Genomic DNA, 15,922 nt, shown 5'->3' with positions numbered 1-15,922 from the left:
AGGGAGGCTGTCATGCACGCACGAGGCAAGGTGTACGTCGAGGGTTCGCGGCCGGATGTCCGGGTGCCGTTCGCGGAGGTGGGGCTGACCGGGGACCTGCCGCCGGTGCGGCTCTACGACACGTCCGGCCCTGGTTCGGACCCGGAGGTGGGGCTGCCGCCGCTGCGCGGGCAGTGGATCGCCGAGCGGGGTGACGTGGCCCCGGTACGGGGTGCGGGCACGCCACTCGCCGGGGTGGACGGTCGTCGGCCCACCCAGCTCGCGTACGCGCGGGCCGGTGTGGTGACACCGGAGATGGAGTTCGTGGCGATCCGGGAGAACGTCGAACCGGAACTCGTGCGGGCCGAGATCGCCGCCGGTCGGGCGGTGCTCCCGCTCAACGTCAACCACCCGGAGTGCGAGCCGGCGATCATCGGTAAGGCGTTCCTGGTCAAGGTGAACGCCAACATCGGCACCTCGGCGGTCAGCTCGTCGGTCGCGGAGGAGGTGGAGAAGCTGACCTGGGCCACCCGCTGGGGCGCGGACACCGTGATGGACCTGTCCACGGGTAAGCGGATCCACGAGACCCGTGAGGCGATCGTGCGGAACTCGCCGGTGCCGATCGGGACGGTGCCGATCTACCAGGCGCTGGAGAAGGTCGGCGGCGACCCGGTGAAGTTGAGCTGGGAGGTGTTCCGGGAGACCGTGATCGAGCAGGCCGAGCAGGGCGTGGACTACATGACTGTGCACGCCGGAGTGCTCCTGCCGTACGTGCCGCTGGCGGTGGACCGGGTGACCGGGATCGTGTCCCGAGGCGGCTCGATCATGGCGGCGTGGTGCCTGGCGCACCACGAGGAGAACTTCCTCTACACCAACTTCGAGGAGTTGTGCGCGCTGCTCGCGCGCTACGACGTGACGTTCTCCCTCGGCGACGGGCTACGCCCCGGCTCGATCGCGGACGCCAACGACGAGGCGCAGTTCGCCGAGCTGCGGACGCTCGGTGAGCTGACGAAGATCGCCTGGGCGTACGACGTCCAGGTGATGATCGAGGGCCCCGGTCACGTACCGATGCACAAGATCAAGGAGAACGTGGACCTTCAGCAGGAGTGGTGCCACGAGGCACCCTTCTACACGCTCGGTCCGCTGACCACCGACATCGCGCCCGCGTACGACCACATCACCTCGGCGATCGGCGCCGCGATGATCGGCATGTTCGGCACCGCGATGCTCTGCTACGTCACGCCCAAGGAGCACCTCGGCCTGCCCGACCGGGACGACGTGAAGGCGGGCGTGATCGCGTACAAGATCGCGGCGCACGCGGCGGACCTGGCCAAGGGGCACCCCGGCGCGCAGGCCTGGGACGACGCCCTGTCCAAGGCGCGGTTCGAGTTCCGCTGGGAGGATCAGTTCAACCTCTCGCTGGACCCGGAGACGGCGCGCTCGTACCACGACGCGACCCTGCCCGCGGAGCCGGCGAAGACCGCGCACTTCTGCTCGATGTGCGGCCCGAAGTTCTGCTCCATGAAGATCACCCAAGAGCTCAAGGAGTACGCGGCACGCGGCATGAAGGACAAGTCGGAGGAGTTCGTCTCCGGCGGGAGCCGGGTCTACCTACCGCTCGCCTGACCCACCCACGCAGGGTGATCGACTCGGGTTCATTGATGTCGGGGTGTCCGGTCGTGTGGGATAGCCCGACATCAGTGAACCCGAGTCGATCAAGCGACCGGTCGGTGCGTCGATGCGCTGCGTGGTGCGGGTCAGTCGCGGTGGGTCAGTCGCGGTGGTGTCGACCGGTGGAGCGCAACGACCGGCGGCCGTTCTCCTGCTCAGGCTCGTTGTCCGACACCGGCTTGCTCAGACCGGCGACCCAGTCGACGAATTCCTCGTCCTGGGACGCCAGCGGCTCCGCTTCATCCGACGTCTTCGGGCTTTCCTCGTCGGCGCGGGACCGGTTGCGGCGGAACAGCCCGCCGAGCCGTCCTCGCCGGGAGGGCTGCTCTGCCACCTTCGGGTGCGTCGGATTTGCCGACGTGGCGTCGGTAGCCACCACATCGCCGGTGCCGGTGCCGGTGGCGCTGGTGGCGGCGGCACCGGAGGGCGCGCCCACCGTGCCCGGGAACTCCGGCCGGCCCGGGTGTTCGGCCGGACCGGTCGTCTCGCCGGCTTCGGTCGGCGCTGTCCGTGCCGTCGAGCTGTCCTGCGATCCCGCCGACCCGGGGCGCCGAGAGGTGTCGAACGCGTTCCAGGTGCCGGCCCGGCTCAGGTCCGGCAACGGTGCCCGATGGCGGGGCCTGGGCGTCGGTCCGGTCGGCTCGTCGGGCCTGCTCGACCCCTCCGATGCCGTTGCCTCCGGCTCGGAGGCCTGCGGTGGCACCGTCCACGTCGAGGTGACCGGCCAGGCCGACGGCGCGGGCGTCCACCGGTCCGTGTCCTGGTCACTGGCGGCGGGGGGCCCGAACAACCCGGCGGTGGGAAGGTCCTCGGCGGCGGGCCGCGCGCTGTCGGTGCCGCGAGCCCCGGCGATTGCGGAATCGCTGCTCGCGTCGGCCGGTGCTGCCTTGCTGCCCGTGCCGGCCTTCGCGACGCGCGAGATGGCGTCCGCGCCAACCTGGCCGGGCGCTGTGGTCGGCGCCGCCGCTGCTCGCGTCGCGCCGGTTGCGGTGGTCGATGCTGGTGTCGCCCCGGTCCCGGTGGCCGGGGTCTGTGCGTCGTCGGTTGCCGTGGCCGGGGTCTGTGCGTCGTCGGTTGGCGTGGTCGAGGGCTCCGGGTTCGCGGGCCCCTGTGTCACGCTGGTTTCGGCGGTCGTCGAGGCGGCCGGTGCTCGCTTTGAGCCGGTGGCGGGCGTGGCAGGTGCTCGCGTCGCGCCGGGAGCGGTGGTCCGGGCTGCTGCCGTGCCGGAGGTAGCAGCCGAGGCGACCTCGGAGGGCGAACTCGACCGCTTACCCAGGCTTCCCCGGCTGGGCGCCGGAGTGTCGGTGGCCGCGTCGGAGGCGGTGCTGTCGGCGGACCTGCCCGGCCGGTTGCCCTTCGTGGCGCGGCCGGTGGTCGTCTCGCGGGTGGCCGTTGCGTCGGTGGTCGTCTCGCGAGTGGTCGTCTCGTTGGTGGTCGTCTCGCTGGTGGTTGCCGAACCGGCAGGGGACGTGTCGTCAGCCGCATCGGAGGCGGTGGTGTCCGGGTTGGCCTTCGACTTACGGCCGCGTCGCGGCTTGATCGTCAGCGGCGCCTCGGGCGCACCGTGGTCGGCAGTGCCCGCGCTGCTCGCCTCCGTGCTCGTACCTGACCCCGTGCCCGTCGAGGCCGTGGCGGCGGGACTGGGAGCGTCCGTGCCAGTCGGTGCTGTGCTGGTCGCCTCGGTACCGCTGCCCGTGCTGGTCGGGGCCGCACTGGTCGGGGCTGCGCTGGTCGGGGCTGCGCTGGTCCGGACCGTGCCGCCGGTCGCGGGGGTGGGCGCGTCCGAGGTGGTCGGAGCGCTGGTCGCGGCCGTCGTGCCGGAACCGGGTGCACCAGTGCCGCTCGGGGTGGCGGCGGACTTGCGGGTGGTGCGCCCACCGGTCGGCCTGCCGCTGGTCGCCGTGCTGCCGCTCGTGTCCGTCGCAGTGCTGCCGGTCGGCTCGTCGACCGCTCGGCCGCCCGTCGGGGTCGTGGCGTCGGCGCGTCCGGCCGTGGTGCCGGTCGCGGTGGCGTCGGTGACGTTGCTGGCGTCGGTGCCGGCCGAGGGCTCGGTCGTGGCCAGGACATCATCGTGGCGCTGGGGCGTCTGCCCTGGGGCGGTGAACTCACCGGTCGGCGCGGTCACCCAGGCCGCGGGCTGAGTCGGGGCGGCGGGAGTCGGAACGGCGGGAGTCGGGGCGGGAGCCGCAGTGGCGGAAGCCGGACCGTGCTGTCCGCTCGCTGTGGTCTCCGGCCAGTCCCAGTGGGCCGGGACGGTGCGTACGGCATCGGGGTCGCCCGTCGCCCACGGACCCGCAACGACGCCGGCAGGCTTCGTGACGGTGGCCAGCTCGGCGTTGGTCGTCTCCGTGTCGGTGCGCTCGGCGCCGTCCCGGTCGTTCGCCGCGCTGTCCCGGTCGTTCGCCGCGCCGGGCAGCGCCGGGCCGGCGGGCAGCGGGCGCAGGATGGCGGTGGGCTCGATCGCCTGCGGATCGGCGGTACGGGTGCCAGTCGGCCAGCGCAGCAGCGCGGCGGCGGCCGCGCCGAGCGCTCCGGCGAGGATCGCGATCAACGAGCCGTAGTAGGGGGCGGTCTGGTAGCGGTCCACCGCGTCGCCCGGACCGGCGGTCAGGTAGGCGAACGCCACCAGCACCGGACCGGCCACCCCGGTGGCCCCGCTGACCAGTGGCGCCTGGCCCCGCCAGCGAGCCAGCCCGGCGGTCGCCGCGCCGGCCAGCAGCGCCACGATGGGCAGCAGTAGCAGCGCCAGCCGCTGTGCGGCGGCGTCGTCGAGCCAGCTCGGCTCCAGTACGCCGAGCCGGACGGTCGGCAGTGGGCCGGCCGTGCCGAGCGACGGTAGGACGGAGATCAGCGCCAGCAGCCAGACCGCGCCGGCCACGGCCGCCATGTTCCATCCCAGCTCGGGCCGGAACAGGACGGCGATCGCCGCGCCCGCCCCGATCACCGCACCGACCATGGCGCAGATGCCCACCGCCCAGACCGGGTCAACGGAGATCAGCTCCGCGGCGCGGGCGGGCTGCATGCAGAGCGGGGCGATGACGGTGGCGCCGAGCGCCGCCGCGCCGGCGACCGCCAACTGCCGGCCGGTGCTGGCCGCTGGGGCGTCGCGGCGAGCGAGGCGTCCGGTCAGGACAGCGCCGGCGACGGCCGCGTTCGCGGCGAACCAGCCCACCCAGACGAGCTGGGCCGGCCACTGGTTGACGGTCGTACCGGTGAATGCGCCGGTCAGGCGGACGATGCCGAAACCGTACGCGACGCCGAGCTGGCCGGCTCCGGCCAGCACGCTCACCCCGAGCGCCGTGAGCAGCAGTCTGCCCCAGGTCCGAAAGGCCATGTCCGGCACGTTACGCACCTGGTACACCCGATGGCCACCGGCGCGCCGCGAGGCACGCCGGTGGCCCTCGGCGGGTCTACTTGAGTTCGACCAGCCGGGCCAGGTAAGTCGTATCTCCGACATTGGTCAGCATGTGCACCGCGCCCGGGTCCCGGTAGACCACTCCGCCGGTGGGCTCGTCGGCGTCGATCCGGGTGCCGTCGATGGTCTGTACGACGTTCTTGGCGCCCTCGATCGCCACCACCAGGTAGGGGTGGTCGTGCCGGTGCAGCGGTTGCCGCTCACCCGGCTCGAGGCGGATGTGCCAGACCCGGACCCGGTCGTTCTCGTACACGATCTCCTGGCCCACCGGTCCGAGTTCGGTTCCGTCGATCACGTCGCTCATCGTGCTCCGTCCAGTTGGGGCAGCACCTCGGCGGCGATCAGCTCGAGGTGGTCGAGATCATCGAAGTCGATCAGGCGCAGGTGGACCCGGGTGGTGCCGATCGCGGCGAACTCACCGAGCCGCTGCACGAGCTGCGCGGGGGAGCCGACCACCGGGTCCTCCGGTGGCAGAGCGCTCTTCTCGTGCAGGGGCGCGGCCCGACGCTGGGCCTCCGCGTCGGTCCGGCCGATGGCGACGACGATCCCGGCGGACAGCACCAACGGGGCGCGCCCGGACTCCGTCCGTCCGGTGCGCTCACACGTCTCGCGCACCCGGTCGTACGCCTCGGCGGTGGCGGGCACGGACTTGAACGGCATGTTGAACTCGTCGGCGTACCGGGCGGCCAGTTCGGGTGTGCGTTTGGGGCCACGCCCGCCCACGATGATCGGCGGGCCGGGCACCTGCACCGGCTTGGGCAGGGCGGGAGCGTCCACCAGACGGTAGTGGTCGCCGGTGAAGCTGTAGGTCTCGCCGGGCGGGGTTCTCCACAACCCGGTGATCACCTCAAGCTGTTCGGCCAGCCGGTCGAAGCGCTCGCCGACCGCCGGGAACGGGATTCCGTACGAGGTGTGCTCGCGCTCGTACCAGCCGGCGCCGATGCCGAGGTCGACCCGGCCACCGCTCATCTGGTCGACCTGCGCGACCATCACCGCGAGGGGGCCGGGCAGGCGGAACGTGGCCGACGTCACCAGGGTGCCGAGTCGGATCCGCTCGGTTTCCCGGGCCAGCGCGGCAAGGGTCAGCCAGGCGTCCGTGGGGCCGGGCAGGCCCGGGTCGGCGCCCATCGACTGGTAGTGGTCGGCGCGGAGGAAGCCCTCGTAGCCGCAGGCCTCGACCAGCCGGGCGAACCGGAGCTGGGTGTCGTAGCTGGCGCCACGGTTCGGCTCGGTGAAGACCGACACCCGCATGGTCAGTGTCCTTCCGCGCCGGCGGTGGCCGGCTGTTCGCGTTCCATGAGCAGTTCGTGCAGGTCGGCGCTGACCTGGGCGACGTCAGCCAGGTGGGCGTTGCGGCCCAGGGTGCGGGGCCGGGGGATGGTCACGTCGACGACCTTGCGGATCCGGCCGGGGCGGGGGCTCAGCACGACCACCCGGTCGGCGAGCAGCACCGCCTCGTCGATCGAGTGGGTGACGAAGACGATGGTCGGCTTGTTCTCCATGTGCACCCGCTGGAGTTCGCCGGAGAGTTCCTCGCGGGTGAGCGCGTCCAGCGCGGAGAACGGCTCGTCCATCAGCATCACCCGGGGCTCACCGATCAGCGACCGGCACAGCGACACCCGCTGCTGCATGCCGCCGGAGAGCTCGTGGGGCAGCCGCTTCTCGAAGCCGGCCAACCCGGCGACGTCGAGCAGTTGCTGGGCCCGCTCCCGGTGCTTGGCGCGGCTCCAGCCGAAGATCTCCACGGGCAGCAGGACGTTGTCCAGCACGGTGCGCCAGGGCAGCAGCGCCGGCTTCTGGAACAGCATGGCGATGTCCTGGCGGGGGCGGGTGATCGGCGTACCGGCGACGGTGATCTCGCCAGCGCTCAGCGGGAGCAGCCCGGCGATCAGCCGCAGCAGTGTGGACTTGCCGCAGCCGGAGCGGCCGAGCACGGCGACGAACTCGCCCTCGGCCACGTCGAGGTTGATGCCGCGCAGCGCCTCCACCCGGCCGGATCGGCCCTCGAAAGTGCGGGACACCCCGGACAGTCGGATCATCTCCGGCGTACCTCCGCTGAGTGGACGGTCAGGAATCCGACAAAGGCTAACTGCTCCGTTGAGGTATGACACCGGCTGGGGTGGTCGTCAGGTTGTATCCGTTCCGCAACCCGATACGCCTGGCGTCGCAACTGTGGGTTTCTCGTACGCTGTGCCCGCGAAGAGTCCCCCCACGACGGCGGCGTCCGGCTTCCACCCCTCCCGCCGGCCCGTCACGACAACCCCCTCCGGTGGCCTGCCGGCCCCGGTCGGAAAGGACATGGTGCACTGATGAGAAGGCTGACCCGTACGGTCGCTACGGCCGCGCTGGCCACCGCCCTCGCCCTTGTCTCCGCCTGCAGCAGCGGGTCGGATTCGGCCGACGATGCCAAGGGCGGCGACGGCAAGACGCTGGAGAAGGTGACCTACCTCACCTCGTTCGGTAACTTCGGCCGTGACTCCTACGCCTGGGTGGCGAAGGACAAGGGCTTCTTCAAGGAAGCCGGCTTCGACGTCGAGATCAAGGCTGGTCAGGGCACCGGTGGCGTGATCCAGACCATCGTCGGCGGCCAGGCCGACTTCGGCCCGATCGACCTCACCGGCGGCCTGCTCCAGCTCGGCAACGGCCAGGCCAAGGACTTCACCGCGGTGGCCGCGATCCAGCAGCGCACCATGGCGGGCATCGCCACCGTCGAGGGCAAGAACATCAGCTCCCCGAAGGACCTGGAGGGCAAGAAGCTCGCCGACACCCCCGGGTCCGTGGTCCGCAACCTCTTCCCGACGTACGCCCGGCTCGCCGGGGTGGACGCGACCAAGGTGACCTGGGTCAACGGTGAGGCGCAGAACCTGATCGGCACGCTGGCCTCCGGCTCGGTGGACGGCATCGGTCAGTTCGTCGTCGGTCAGCCGACCATCGAGGCGGTGGCCAAGAAGAAGGCAGTCATGCTGCCGTACAGCAACGTGATGCAGGACCTCTACGGCAACGTGCTGATCACCTCCTCCAAGATCGCCAAGGAGAAGCCCGAGATGGTGAAGAAGTTCACCACGGCGCTGCTCAAGGGCCTGGAGTACAGCCTGGCGAACTCGAAGGAGGCCGCCGACATCCTGAAGAAGAACGTCGACGCCACCAACCCGGTCTCCGCCGCCGCCGAGCTGGAGCTGATGGCCGCGTACGTCCGTTCCGGCAACACCGGCACCGCGATCGGCACCCTGGACAGCGGTCGGGTCGCCAAGAGCATCGCCATCCTGCAGGGCGCCGGCGCGCTGAAGCAGAACATCACCCCCGAGCAGATCATCGACTTCAGCCTCGCGCCGAAGGCCTGATCGTCCGGTCGTCATCAGGGGGTACGTCCCGCCGATCCCGGTGGGGCGTACCCCCGTCGCTCGTCGGCCCCCGGCGGGCCGTGGAGTTTCGAGGAGGACAGAGATGACCGACGTCCGGTCAGCGGACCCGGCGGTGGCGGAACCCCCGCCCCCGGGTGCCGGCCCCGAAGCGGGACGCACGGGTCGAGGTGCCGGTCTTCGGGCCGGGGCCGACGCCGTGCTGCCCGCGGTCGGCATCCTGGTCGCGCTGGCGGCGTGGTGGCTGATCGCCCGGCTGGAACTGGTCCACCCTTTCGCCCTGCCGCCGCCCGGCGACGTGTTCAGCGCGTTCGTCGACAAGCCCGCCCAGATGCTGGAGCACACCTGGGACACCACGCTGGAGATCCTGACCGGCTTCGCCCTGTCGGTGGCCGCCGGTGTGCTGATCGGGCTCTCGCTGGCCAGTTCCCGCACTGTGGAGCGGATGTTCACGCCGCTGCTGGTCGCGGTGAACGCGGTGCCGAAGATCACGCTGGGCCCGCTGCTGGTGGTGGCGCTCGGCTGGGGCCAGAAGCCGATCCTGACCATGGTGTTCCTGCTCTGCTTCTTCCCGATCGTGCTCTCCACCGCGACCGGGTTGACCACCACGCCGGCCGACCTGGCCGAACTGGTGCGGTCCTGGAACGCCTCCCGCTGGCAGGCGTTCCGCAAGGTGCGCTTCCCGGCCGCGCTGCCGCAGATTTTCGTCGGGCTCAAGGTGGCCATGCCACTGGCCGCGATCGGTGCGGTGATCGGTGAGTTCCAGGCCGGCGAGAGCGGCCTCGGCTACGTCATCACGCAGTACGCCGGCATCGGCGACGCCGCCACCGCCTGGGCGGCGATCATGCTGGTGGCGCTGGTGAGCATCCTGCTCTACTCGGCGCTCCTGCTGATCGAGCGGTTCGCCCTCCCCTGGGTGCGAGAAACCACCAGCAGCCGCTAACCCAACAGAACAGACCACAGAGCAGCACCAAGACACAGATCAAGATCAACACCAAGATCAACACCAAGAAACGCGCAGGGCCGGCCTCCCACTGGGAGGCCGGCCCTTTCCATCGACGCTGCTGGCGCAAGGGGTGTGGCCGACTGTGCCCGGCGGAGGGATCAAGCCTGACCGCCCGGAGCCGGGCACGGTCGGCCACACCTCACCCGGCACTCGACGAAGGGCCGGGGAAACCCGCCAGATGAAGGCCCAGCGTTACCCCGCCAACCGCCAGCGACCATTGCGGGCGACCAGCGTGGTGAGCGCCTGCGGCATCAGGCCGCTGTGGTTGTCCGGCGTCATGCGGATCGGGCCGGAGAGGCCGTCCATCTGGGATGTCTCCAGCACGTCCCGGATGCCGTTGCGGTCCACCTTCCCGATCTCACCACCGGCGCGCAGTTCGGCGTCGGCGATCAGCTGGACGGCGTCCGCGGCGAACGACGAGGACCCGTTGTAGCCGCCGAAGCGGGCCGTGTAGTCCTGGAACCACTGCCGCCGCGCCGCCTTGGCCGGCGTGGTCGCGATCACGTCATCGATCACCATGGTCTGCGTGAAGATCAGTGTGGCCTTCTCGGTCGCCTTGGCCGCCGCGCCGAGGAAGAGGTCCCCGGCCGCCCCCGCGTCGAAGTAGATCGACCCACGGAAGATGGTCTGCTGGACGCTGGTGGCGGCGAGTGTCGCCTGCTCCGGCGGGGTCCAGAAGACCATCGCGTCGGGCTTGCCCGACGCGAGCTGCTGGACCTGCTGGCTGACGTCGGTGTCGGTGGTCTTGATCCGCTGCTGTCGGAGCGTGATCTTGGCCTTGTCCAGCTCGCTCTTGAGCGCGGTCGCGCCTTCCTGGCCGTAGTCGTCGTCGCTGACCAGCATCCCCACCTTACGGATGTTGTTGCGGCGCAGTTCGGTGGTCAGTGCGGCGGCGCTGTCCGGGGCGTTGGGGCCCAGCTTGAACACGTAGCGCCGTTCAGCGGCCGGCGCGGCGATCGCGCCGGAAGCGGCTAGCGCAATGGTGGGAATCCGCTTCTCGTTGATGGTCCCGACCGCTCCGACCGCGCATTCGTTGCAGCCGCCCATGATGATGGCGCTGACCTTCGAATCGCTGCTGAAGTCGACGATGTTGCGAAGTGACTCGGCCGAGTCGGAACGGTTGTCCTTCACCTTCAGGTCGATCTTCCGGCCGTTCAGTGCTCCGGAGGCGTTCAACTGATCGACCTTGAGTTTGAGGGCGCGCTGGTATGTCCGGCCAACCGTGGCCGCGGCGCCGGAGAGTTCGAGATCGGCAGCGATCACGATCGGACTCGTGTCCTGTTCCGCCTCGCCAAACTGGCAGCCGGTGAGCGTGGTGGCCACTACGGCCGATGCGAGCGCCGCGATGGTCGCGGAGCGGATGGGGCTCAACTCAGTCCTCCAGGTGCGGGCGCGGGCGCTGCCCGGTCACCGCCGCTAATCCGTCCTCAGTGGAGGACGGGATCTCCTCTGCCGTACGGTGTGCGCGAAGCCTGCAAAACCTTGCCAATGGCCGGCGCTGTGGTCAAGCGCGGACCCCGGCAGCATTTTCGGGACGGCCATCCCACATGCTGGGGTAACGCAATGTTTGCAAAAGCTCACTTTGCATACACGCGTGACCACTCTGGAGTTACATGCCCTGTTCAGGGGCTTGCGGAAATGAAGGTATCAGTTGCCCGGATCACGGGATGCGCTCCGTCCGACCGTTTCCTACCTCACTGCGGCTTCCCAAACACGATCATCTCTGATGAAATCGCGGCCGTGCCGCGCGTGGTCCCCTCCGCTTACGGCATGGCTCGGCGGCTCAGGCGGGGAAGAAACGACGGAGGCGATGTCGTGAGCACCGGACCGACGACCCTGCCCGCGCTCGGCGACAGCGGTCGGCCTGCGCGCCGACGGATGCCGAGACTGCGTGACGCCCGGATCCGGTCCAAGTTGGCGTTGATTCTGGTCGTCCCGGTGGCGGCGGTGATCGCGCTGGCCACGGTCCGCCTGATCTCCGTCGGCGAAGGCGCGTTCGACGCCACGCAGGCCCGGTCACTGACGGCCCTCTCCGTCGACGTCAGCGCCCTCACCCAGGACCTCCAGGCCGAACGGATGGCCGCGGCCGCCTACCTCGCCGCTCCGCAGCAGCCGGCCGACGCGTACAACCTGCGGGTCCGCCAGACGCAGCAGCGGGTGGACGAGTACCGCGCCGAGCGGGGCCGGATCGGCGACGTGCCGACCGCCCTGCGGGACCGGCTGGCGGCCATCGACGACCACCTGGCCACCCTGGACGGCACCCGTCAGGAGGTGCTGGACCGCCGGCAGATGGCGGTCGCCGAGGCGGTGCTCCGCTACGGAGTCATCCTCACCGACCTGGTCTCGTACGGTGACGGCCTGGCCCAGCTGCCCGGCGACGAGAGCCTGGCGGACAGCCGCCGCGCGGTCGCCGCCTTCGCCCGCGCCAAGGCTTCCGTCGCGGAGGAACAGGCCGTCGCCTTCACCGCGCTGACGGCCGGCCAGCTCGACTCGGAGCAGTTCTCCTCCTTCGTGGCAACGTTGACCGGTCAACAGGAGGCACTGGTCGCCTTCTCGCTGGCCGCCGACCCGGTGCAGCGCGCCCTGGTCGACAGCACCGTTTCCGGCGACGCGGTCGGCCTGGCCGACCGGGTGGCCACCGACATCACCCGCTCGGTCGGGCAGCGCCCGCTGGTCACCGCACAGGACGCCACCGCGGCGATCGGCGCCGTGAACGACCTGATGCGCTGGGCCGAGATCCAACTGCAGAACCGACTGCTCGAGCAGGCCGACCAGGCCCGCTCGGACGTCATCCGGCAGGCCGTGGTCGAGTCGATCCTGGTGCTGCTGACCCTGATCATCGCCGTGTCGCTGGCCGTGGTGCTGGCCCGCTCGCTCAACCACTCGCTGCGTCGACTGCGTGAGGGCGCTCTCTCCGTGGCCAACCACGACCTGCCCGACGCCGTGCAGCGGCTGCAGAACATGGGCAGCGTGGGTGACGGCGGGGTGGACGAGATCGTCCGCCAGGTCCGGGACCCCATCCAGCTCAACACCCGCGACGAGGTCGGTCAGGTGGCGCTGGCCTTCAACGTCGTACACCGCGAGGCGGTGCGGGTCGCCGCCGAGCAGGCGGCACTGCGTACCAGCGTCTCGGCGATGTTCCTCAACCTGGCCCGCCGTAGTCAGACCCTGGTCGACCGGATGATCGGCGAGCTGGACGCGATCGAGCGCGGCGAGGAGGACCCGAAGCGGCTCGCGCAGCTCTTCGAACTGGACCACCTGGCCACCCGAATGCGCCGTAACGACGAGAACCTGCTCGTCCTGGCCGGCGCCGACTCCGCCGCACCGCGTCACGACAACGCGCTGGTGGTGGACGTGCTGCGCGCCGCCCAGTCCGAGGTGGAGCTCTACAACCGCATCGAGTTCGGCACTGTGGACACCGACATCTCGGTGGCCGCGCACGCGGTCAACGACGTGGTACGCCTCGTCGCCGAGCTGCTCGACAACGCCACCCGGTTCTCACCGCCGAACACCACCGTGGTCGCCGACGGTCGTCGGATCCGCGACTACGTGTTGATCCAGATCGAGGACCGTGGGCTCGGCCTCACCGACGACCAGCTCGACTCGCTCAACCGGCGTCTGGCCGCCCCGCCGAGCGTGGACGTCGCCGCGTTCCGACTGATGGGTCTGGCCGTGGTGAGCCGGCTCGCCTCCCGCTACGGCATCCGGGTGGAGTTGCGCCGCAACGTCGAGGGCGGCACCGTCGCCCAGGTGACGTTGCCCGCCGCCACCGTGGTGCTGCCCAGCAACCGGGGCCGCGAGCAGGTGCTCACCCGGCCGCGTCAGCCGATGGCCGTGGAGCAGGCGCCGCTCACCCCGGCCGGCGGCCACGCCGAGCAGTTCGCCGGTGCCGCCACGACGGCGGCGACGCTGCCCGACCAGTGGCGCACCAGCACACCGGCACCCGCCCAGTGGCAGTCGCCGCTGGACTCGCGGGACACCACCCCGGCCGTACAGGCGGGTGGATACACCGGTCCGCGCTCGGCCATGCCACCGGCACCCGCCGCCCCGGCGCCCGCCGCCCCGCTTCCGCCGGCCCGGCCGGCCTACAGCAACGGTGCGGGCGCCTCGCTGGGCAGCCCGACGGTGGCCTACCCGACCGTCGACCCGCTGCCTCGGCGTGGCTCCACCCCGGACGCCGCGGACACCGCGGATGGGCGTGGCGCCCAGGGCCTCCCGGTCGGTCCGGTCGCCGGGCCGGGCGCGGTGGCACCGCCGGCGGCTCCGTCGGTGCCCGCCGCACCGGTCAGCACCCGGCCCGACTTCCCCGCCGAGGCTCCGATCTTCCGGGAGATGGAGGCGGTCTGGTTCCGGTCGCACGGCGACGACGCCACCGCGATCTTCACCCGGCCCAACTTCGACGAGCCGCCCGCGCCCGCCACCACCGCAGCGGCCGACGCCGGCCTGCGCACCGGCAACGGCGGCCAGCCGAGCACCGGGTCGGCGCCGGCCGCGTCGCCGGCCCGACCGAAACTGCCGACCCGTACTCCGGGCAGCTCCGGCACCGACGGGACGGCCACCCCGGGCGCCGACGGCCTCGGCGCCACCATGGACGGGTTCGGGGCACGGCCGTCGGCACCGCCGACGTACGCCCCGCCCCCGGCCGCCCGGACGGCTCCGGCCGCGCCCGCCCCCGCCCCCGACCCGGGGGCCTGGCGTACGGCGGCGGACGAGGGCTGGTCCCGGGCCAGCCGGGCTGCCGAGCCGGCTCCCGCCGGCACCACCCGCTCCGGGTTGCCCAAGCGGGTGCCGCAGCAGCAGCTCGTGCCGGGTGGCATCGAGCCGAAGAGCGGCCGGGACCGCAGCCGGCGGACCCCGGATGAAGTACGTGGTCTGCTGTCGGCCTACCACCGCGGTGTGCAGCGCGGTCGGACGGCCGGAACGGACCTGAACAGCACCTCGACCAAGGAGAGCCGATGAACAGGCCAGCTGCCATGCAGGACATGGGTTGGCTGCTCACCAACTTCGCCGACAGCGTGGCGGGCATCGCCCACGTCGTGGCGGTGTCCGCAGACGGGCTGCTGCTCGCGTCCTCCCGGGACCTGCCGGGGGACCGGGCGGACCAGCTCGCCGCGATCACCTCCGGTGTGGTGAGCCTGACCGAGGGCGCGGCCCGCATGTTCAGCGCGGGCGGGGTGTTGCAGACAGTCATCGAGATGGACAGCGGGTATCTCTTCCTGATGTCGATCAGCGACGGCTCCTCGATGGCCGTGCTGGCCGCGCGCAGCTGCGACGTGGGCCAGGTGGGCTACGAGATGGCACTGCTGGTCGAGCGGGTGGGTGCCGCGCTGGTGCCGCTGCCGCGCGACGCGGTGCGCTCTTAGCACCGGAAGGCGGCGCTCATTCCGAGCGCCGGACCAGGGACGAGAGGCGGCACAGTCCGGCTCCGCAGGGGACGAGGAGGTGATCGGGAATGGACCAACGACGCGCTGACCCGCGTGGCGCGCTGGTGCGTCCGTACGCGGTCACCCGTGGTCGTACCGAGCCCCGGCAGGACATCGCCCTCGAGGCCGTCCTCACCGCCTCTCCCACCCAGGTCGCCGAGTCCCGCTTCGCCGGGCACGACAAGCACCGCATCGCCACGGTCTGTGAGGGCCGAGCACAGTCGCTGGCGGAGATCGCCGCGTATACCCGGATGCCGCTGGGCGTCGCCCGGGTGTTGGTCGCCGACATGGTGGCCGAGAGCCTGCTGACGTTACACACTGCTGCTCCCGCCGAGGGGTTCGAGGAGCGGATGGAACTGCTTGGAAGGGTGCTAAGTGGACTTCGCAGGCTATGACCCCGCAGGGGGGCGGCCGGGCCGGGGAATCGTATCCGCGAAGATCGTCGTCGCGGGCGGCTTCGGCGTCGGTAAGACGACACTGGTCGGGGCGATCTCCGAGATCACACCCCTGACCACCGAGGCGTTGATGACCGCGGCGGGTGTCGGCATCGACGATCCGTCAAAGGTGCCGGGCAAGGAGACCACCACGGTCGCCATGGACTTCGGCCGGATCACCATGGCCCAGGACCTGATCCTGTACCTCTTCGGTACACCGGGTCAGACCCGGTTCTGGTTCATGTGGGACGAGATCATCCGGGGGGCGGTGGGTGCCGCCGTGCTGGTGGACACCCGCCGGATCACCGACGCCTTCGCCCCGCTGGACTACTTCGAGAACCGCAACCTGCCGTACGTGGTGGCGCTGAACAAGTTCGACGGCGCACCGCAGTACGAGGCCGAGGAGGTCCGCGAGGCGCTGGCCATCTCGCCGCAGGTGCCGCTGGTGATGACCGACGCCCGGCAGCGGGACTCGGTCAAGCAGGTGCTGGTGACGGTGGTCGAGCACGCCATGCTCCGGCTCCAGTCCGAGCACGGGCGGGGCTTCCCGACGCCGGTCGGCTGAAACGTCGCGTCACGGCCGGCTCGCGACGGCCGGCCGTGACGCGTTCAGGGCGTGTGCCGAGGCCCTCGGA

General features: G+C 71.2%; 13 protein-coding genes. 8 read left to right on the top strand and 5 right to left on the bottom strand.

Translation table 11 applies throughout. The annotated features are described in order from the left end of the window. Nucleotides 1-12: 12 nt before the first annotated feature. Nucleotides 13-1,605, top strand: coding sequence for a phosphomethylpyrimidine synthase ThiC (gene thiC / locus GA0070561_RS18370; protein WP_091402353.1), 1,593 nt, complete (start codon nucleotides 13-15; stop codon nucleotides 1,603-1,605). Between the two features lie 145 nt (nucleotides 1,606-1,750). Here the strand turns inward: thiC and GA0070561_RS18365 are convergent, their stop codons facing one another. The 4 genes from GA0070561_RS18365 to GA0070561_RS18350 form a co-directional block, all read right to left on the bottom strand. After that, nucleotides 1,751-4,984 carry a hypothetical protein gene (locus GA0070561_RS18365; protein ID WP_141710398.1) on the bottom strand — a complete coding sequence of 1,078 codons (3,234 nt, stop codon included), beginning with the start codon at nucleotides 4,982-4,984 and terminating at the stop codon, nucleotides 1,751-1,753. Between the two features lie 76 nt (nucleotides 4,985-5,060). Further along, nucleotides 5,061-5,369 carry a cupin domain-containing protein gene (locus GA0070561_RS18360; protein WP_091402349.1) on the bottom strand — a complete coding sequence of 103 codons (309 nt, stop codon included), beginning with the start codon at nucleotides 5,367-5,369 and terminating at the stop codon, nucleotides 5,061-5,063. Next, nucleotides 5,366-6,316 (bottom strand): LLM class F420-dependent oxidoreductase, encoded by a 951-nt coding sequence (locus GA0070561_RS18355; RefSeq protein ID WP_091402348.1) that lies wholly within the window; start codon nucleotides 6,314-6,316, stop codon nucleotides 5,366-5,368. Before GA0070561_RS18355 ends, GA0070561_RS18360 begins: the two co-directional genes overlap by 4 nt. A 2-nt stretch (nucleotides 6,317-6,318) precedes the next feature. Next, nucleotides 6,319-7,104, bottom strand: a complete 786-nt coding sequence (locus GA0070561_RS18350; RefSeq protein ID WP_091402346.1) for an ABC transporter ATP-binding protein — start codon at nucleotides 7,102-7,104, stop codon at nucleotides 6,319-6,321. 270 nt (nucleotides 7,105-7,374) lie between these two features. Between GA0070561_RS18350 and GA0070561_RS18345 the strand changes: the two genes are divergently transcribed. Both GA0070561_RS18345 and GA0070561_RS18340 read left to right on the top strand, forming a co-directional pair. Then, nucleotides 7,375-8,406, top strand: coding sequence for an ABC transporter substrate-binding protein (locus GA0070561_RS18345; protein ID WP_091402344.1), 1,032 nt, complete (start codon nucleotides 7,375-7,377; stop codon nucleotides 8,404-8,406). A gap of 103 nt (nucleotides 8,407-8,509) precedes the next feature. Next, the gene (locus GA0070561_RS18340; RefSeq protein ID WP_091402343.1) at nucleotides 8,510-9,367 is read left to right on the top strand and encodes an ABC transporter permease; all 858 of its coding nucleotides are present in this window, start codon (nucleotides 8,510-8,512) and stop codon (nucleotides 9,365-9,367) included. Between the two features lie 255 nt (nucleotides 9,368-9,622). On the opposite strand, the gene GA0070561_RS18335 is transcribed toward GA0070561_RS18340, so the two are convergent. Next, entirely contained in the window at nucleotides 9,623-10,753 is a 1,131-nt protein-coding gene (locus GA0070561_RS18335; protein ID WP_244166352.1) for an ABC transporter substrate-binding protein, read from the bottom strand. Between GA0070561_RS18335 and GA0070561_RS34280 the strand changes: the two genes are divergently transcribed. From GA0070561_RS34280 to GA0070561_RS18315, 5 genes are all read left to right on the top strand, one after another. Beyond that, nucleotides 10,704-10,850, top strand: coding sequence for a hypothetical protein (locus GA0070561_RS34280; RefSeq protein WP_244166361.1), 147 nt, complete (start codon nucleotides 10,704-10,706; stop codon nucleotides 10,848-10,850). The two genes, GA0070561_RS18335 and GA0070561_RS34280, sit on opposite strands and share 50 nt — an antisense overlap. Before the next feature lie 395 nt (nucleotides 10,851-11,245). Then, on the top strand, nucleotides 11,246-14,389 hold the full coding sequence (locus tag GA0070561_RS18330; protein ID WP_091402339.1) for a sensor histidine kinase: 3,144 nt from the start codon (nucleotides 11,246-11,248) through the stop codon (nucleotides 14,387-14,389). After that, on the top strand, nucleotides 14,386-14,793 hold the full coding sequence (locus GA0070561_RS18325; protein ID WP_007465177.1) for a roadblock/LC7 domain-containing protein: 408 nt from the start codon (nucleotides 14,386-14,388) through the stop codon (nucleotides 14,791-14,793). The genes GA0070561_RS18330 and GA0070561_RS18325 overlap by 4 nt, the downstream gene beginning before the upstream one ends. Nucleotides 14,794-14,882: 89 nt before the next feature. Beyond that, on the top strand, nucleotides 14,883-15,248 hold the full coding sequence (locus tag GA0070561_RS18320; protein WP_007465174.1) for a DUF742 domain-containing protein: 366 nt from the start codon (nucleotides 14,883-14,885) through the stop codon (nucleotides 15,246-15,248). Beyond that, nucleotides 15,229-15,852, top strand: a complete 624-nt coding sequence (locus GA0070561_RS18315) for a GTP-binding protein (RefSeq protein WP_030329978.1) — start codon at nucleotides 15,229-15,231, stop codon at nucleotides 15,850-15,852. Before GA0070561_RS18320 ends, GA0070561_RS18315 begins: the two co-directional genes overlap by 20 nt. The last annotated feature ends 70 nt before the right edge of the window (nucleotides 15,853-15,922 follow it).

The organism is Micromonospora saelicesensis (genome assembly GCF_900091575.1).
In the GTDB taxonomy this organism is placed as follows: Bacteria; Actinomycetota; Actinomycetes; order Mycobacteriales; family Micromonosporaceae; genus Micromonospora; species Micromonospora saelicesensis.
The sequence above is the reverse complement of the archived record's forward strand: the minus strand, read 5'-3'. Positions and strand labels throughout refer to the sequence as shown.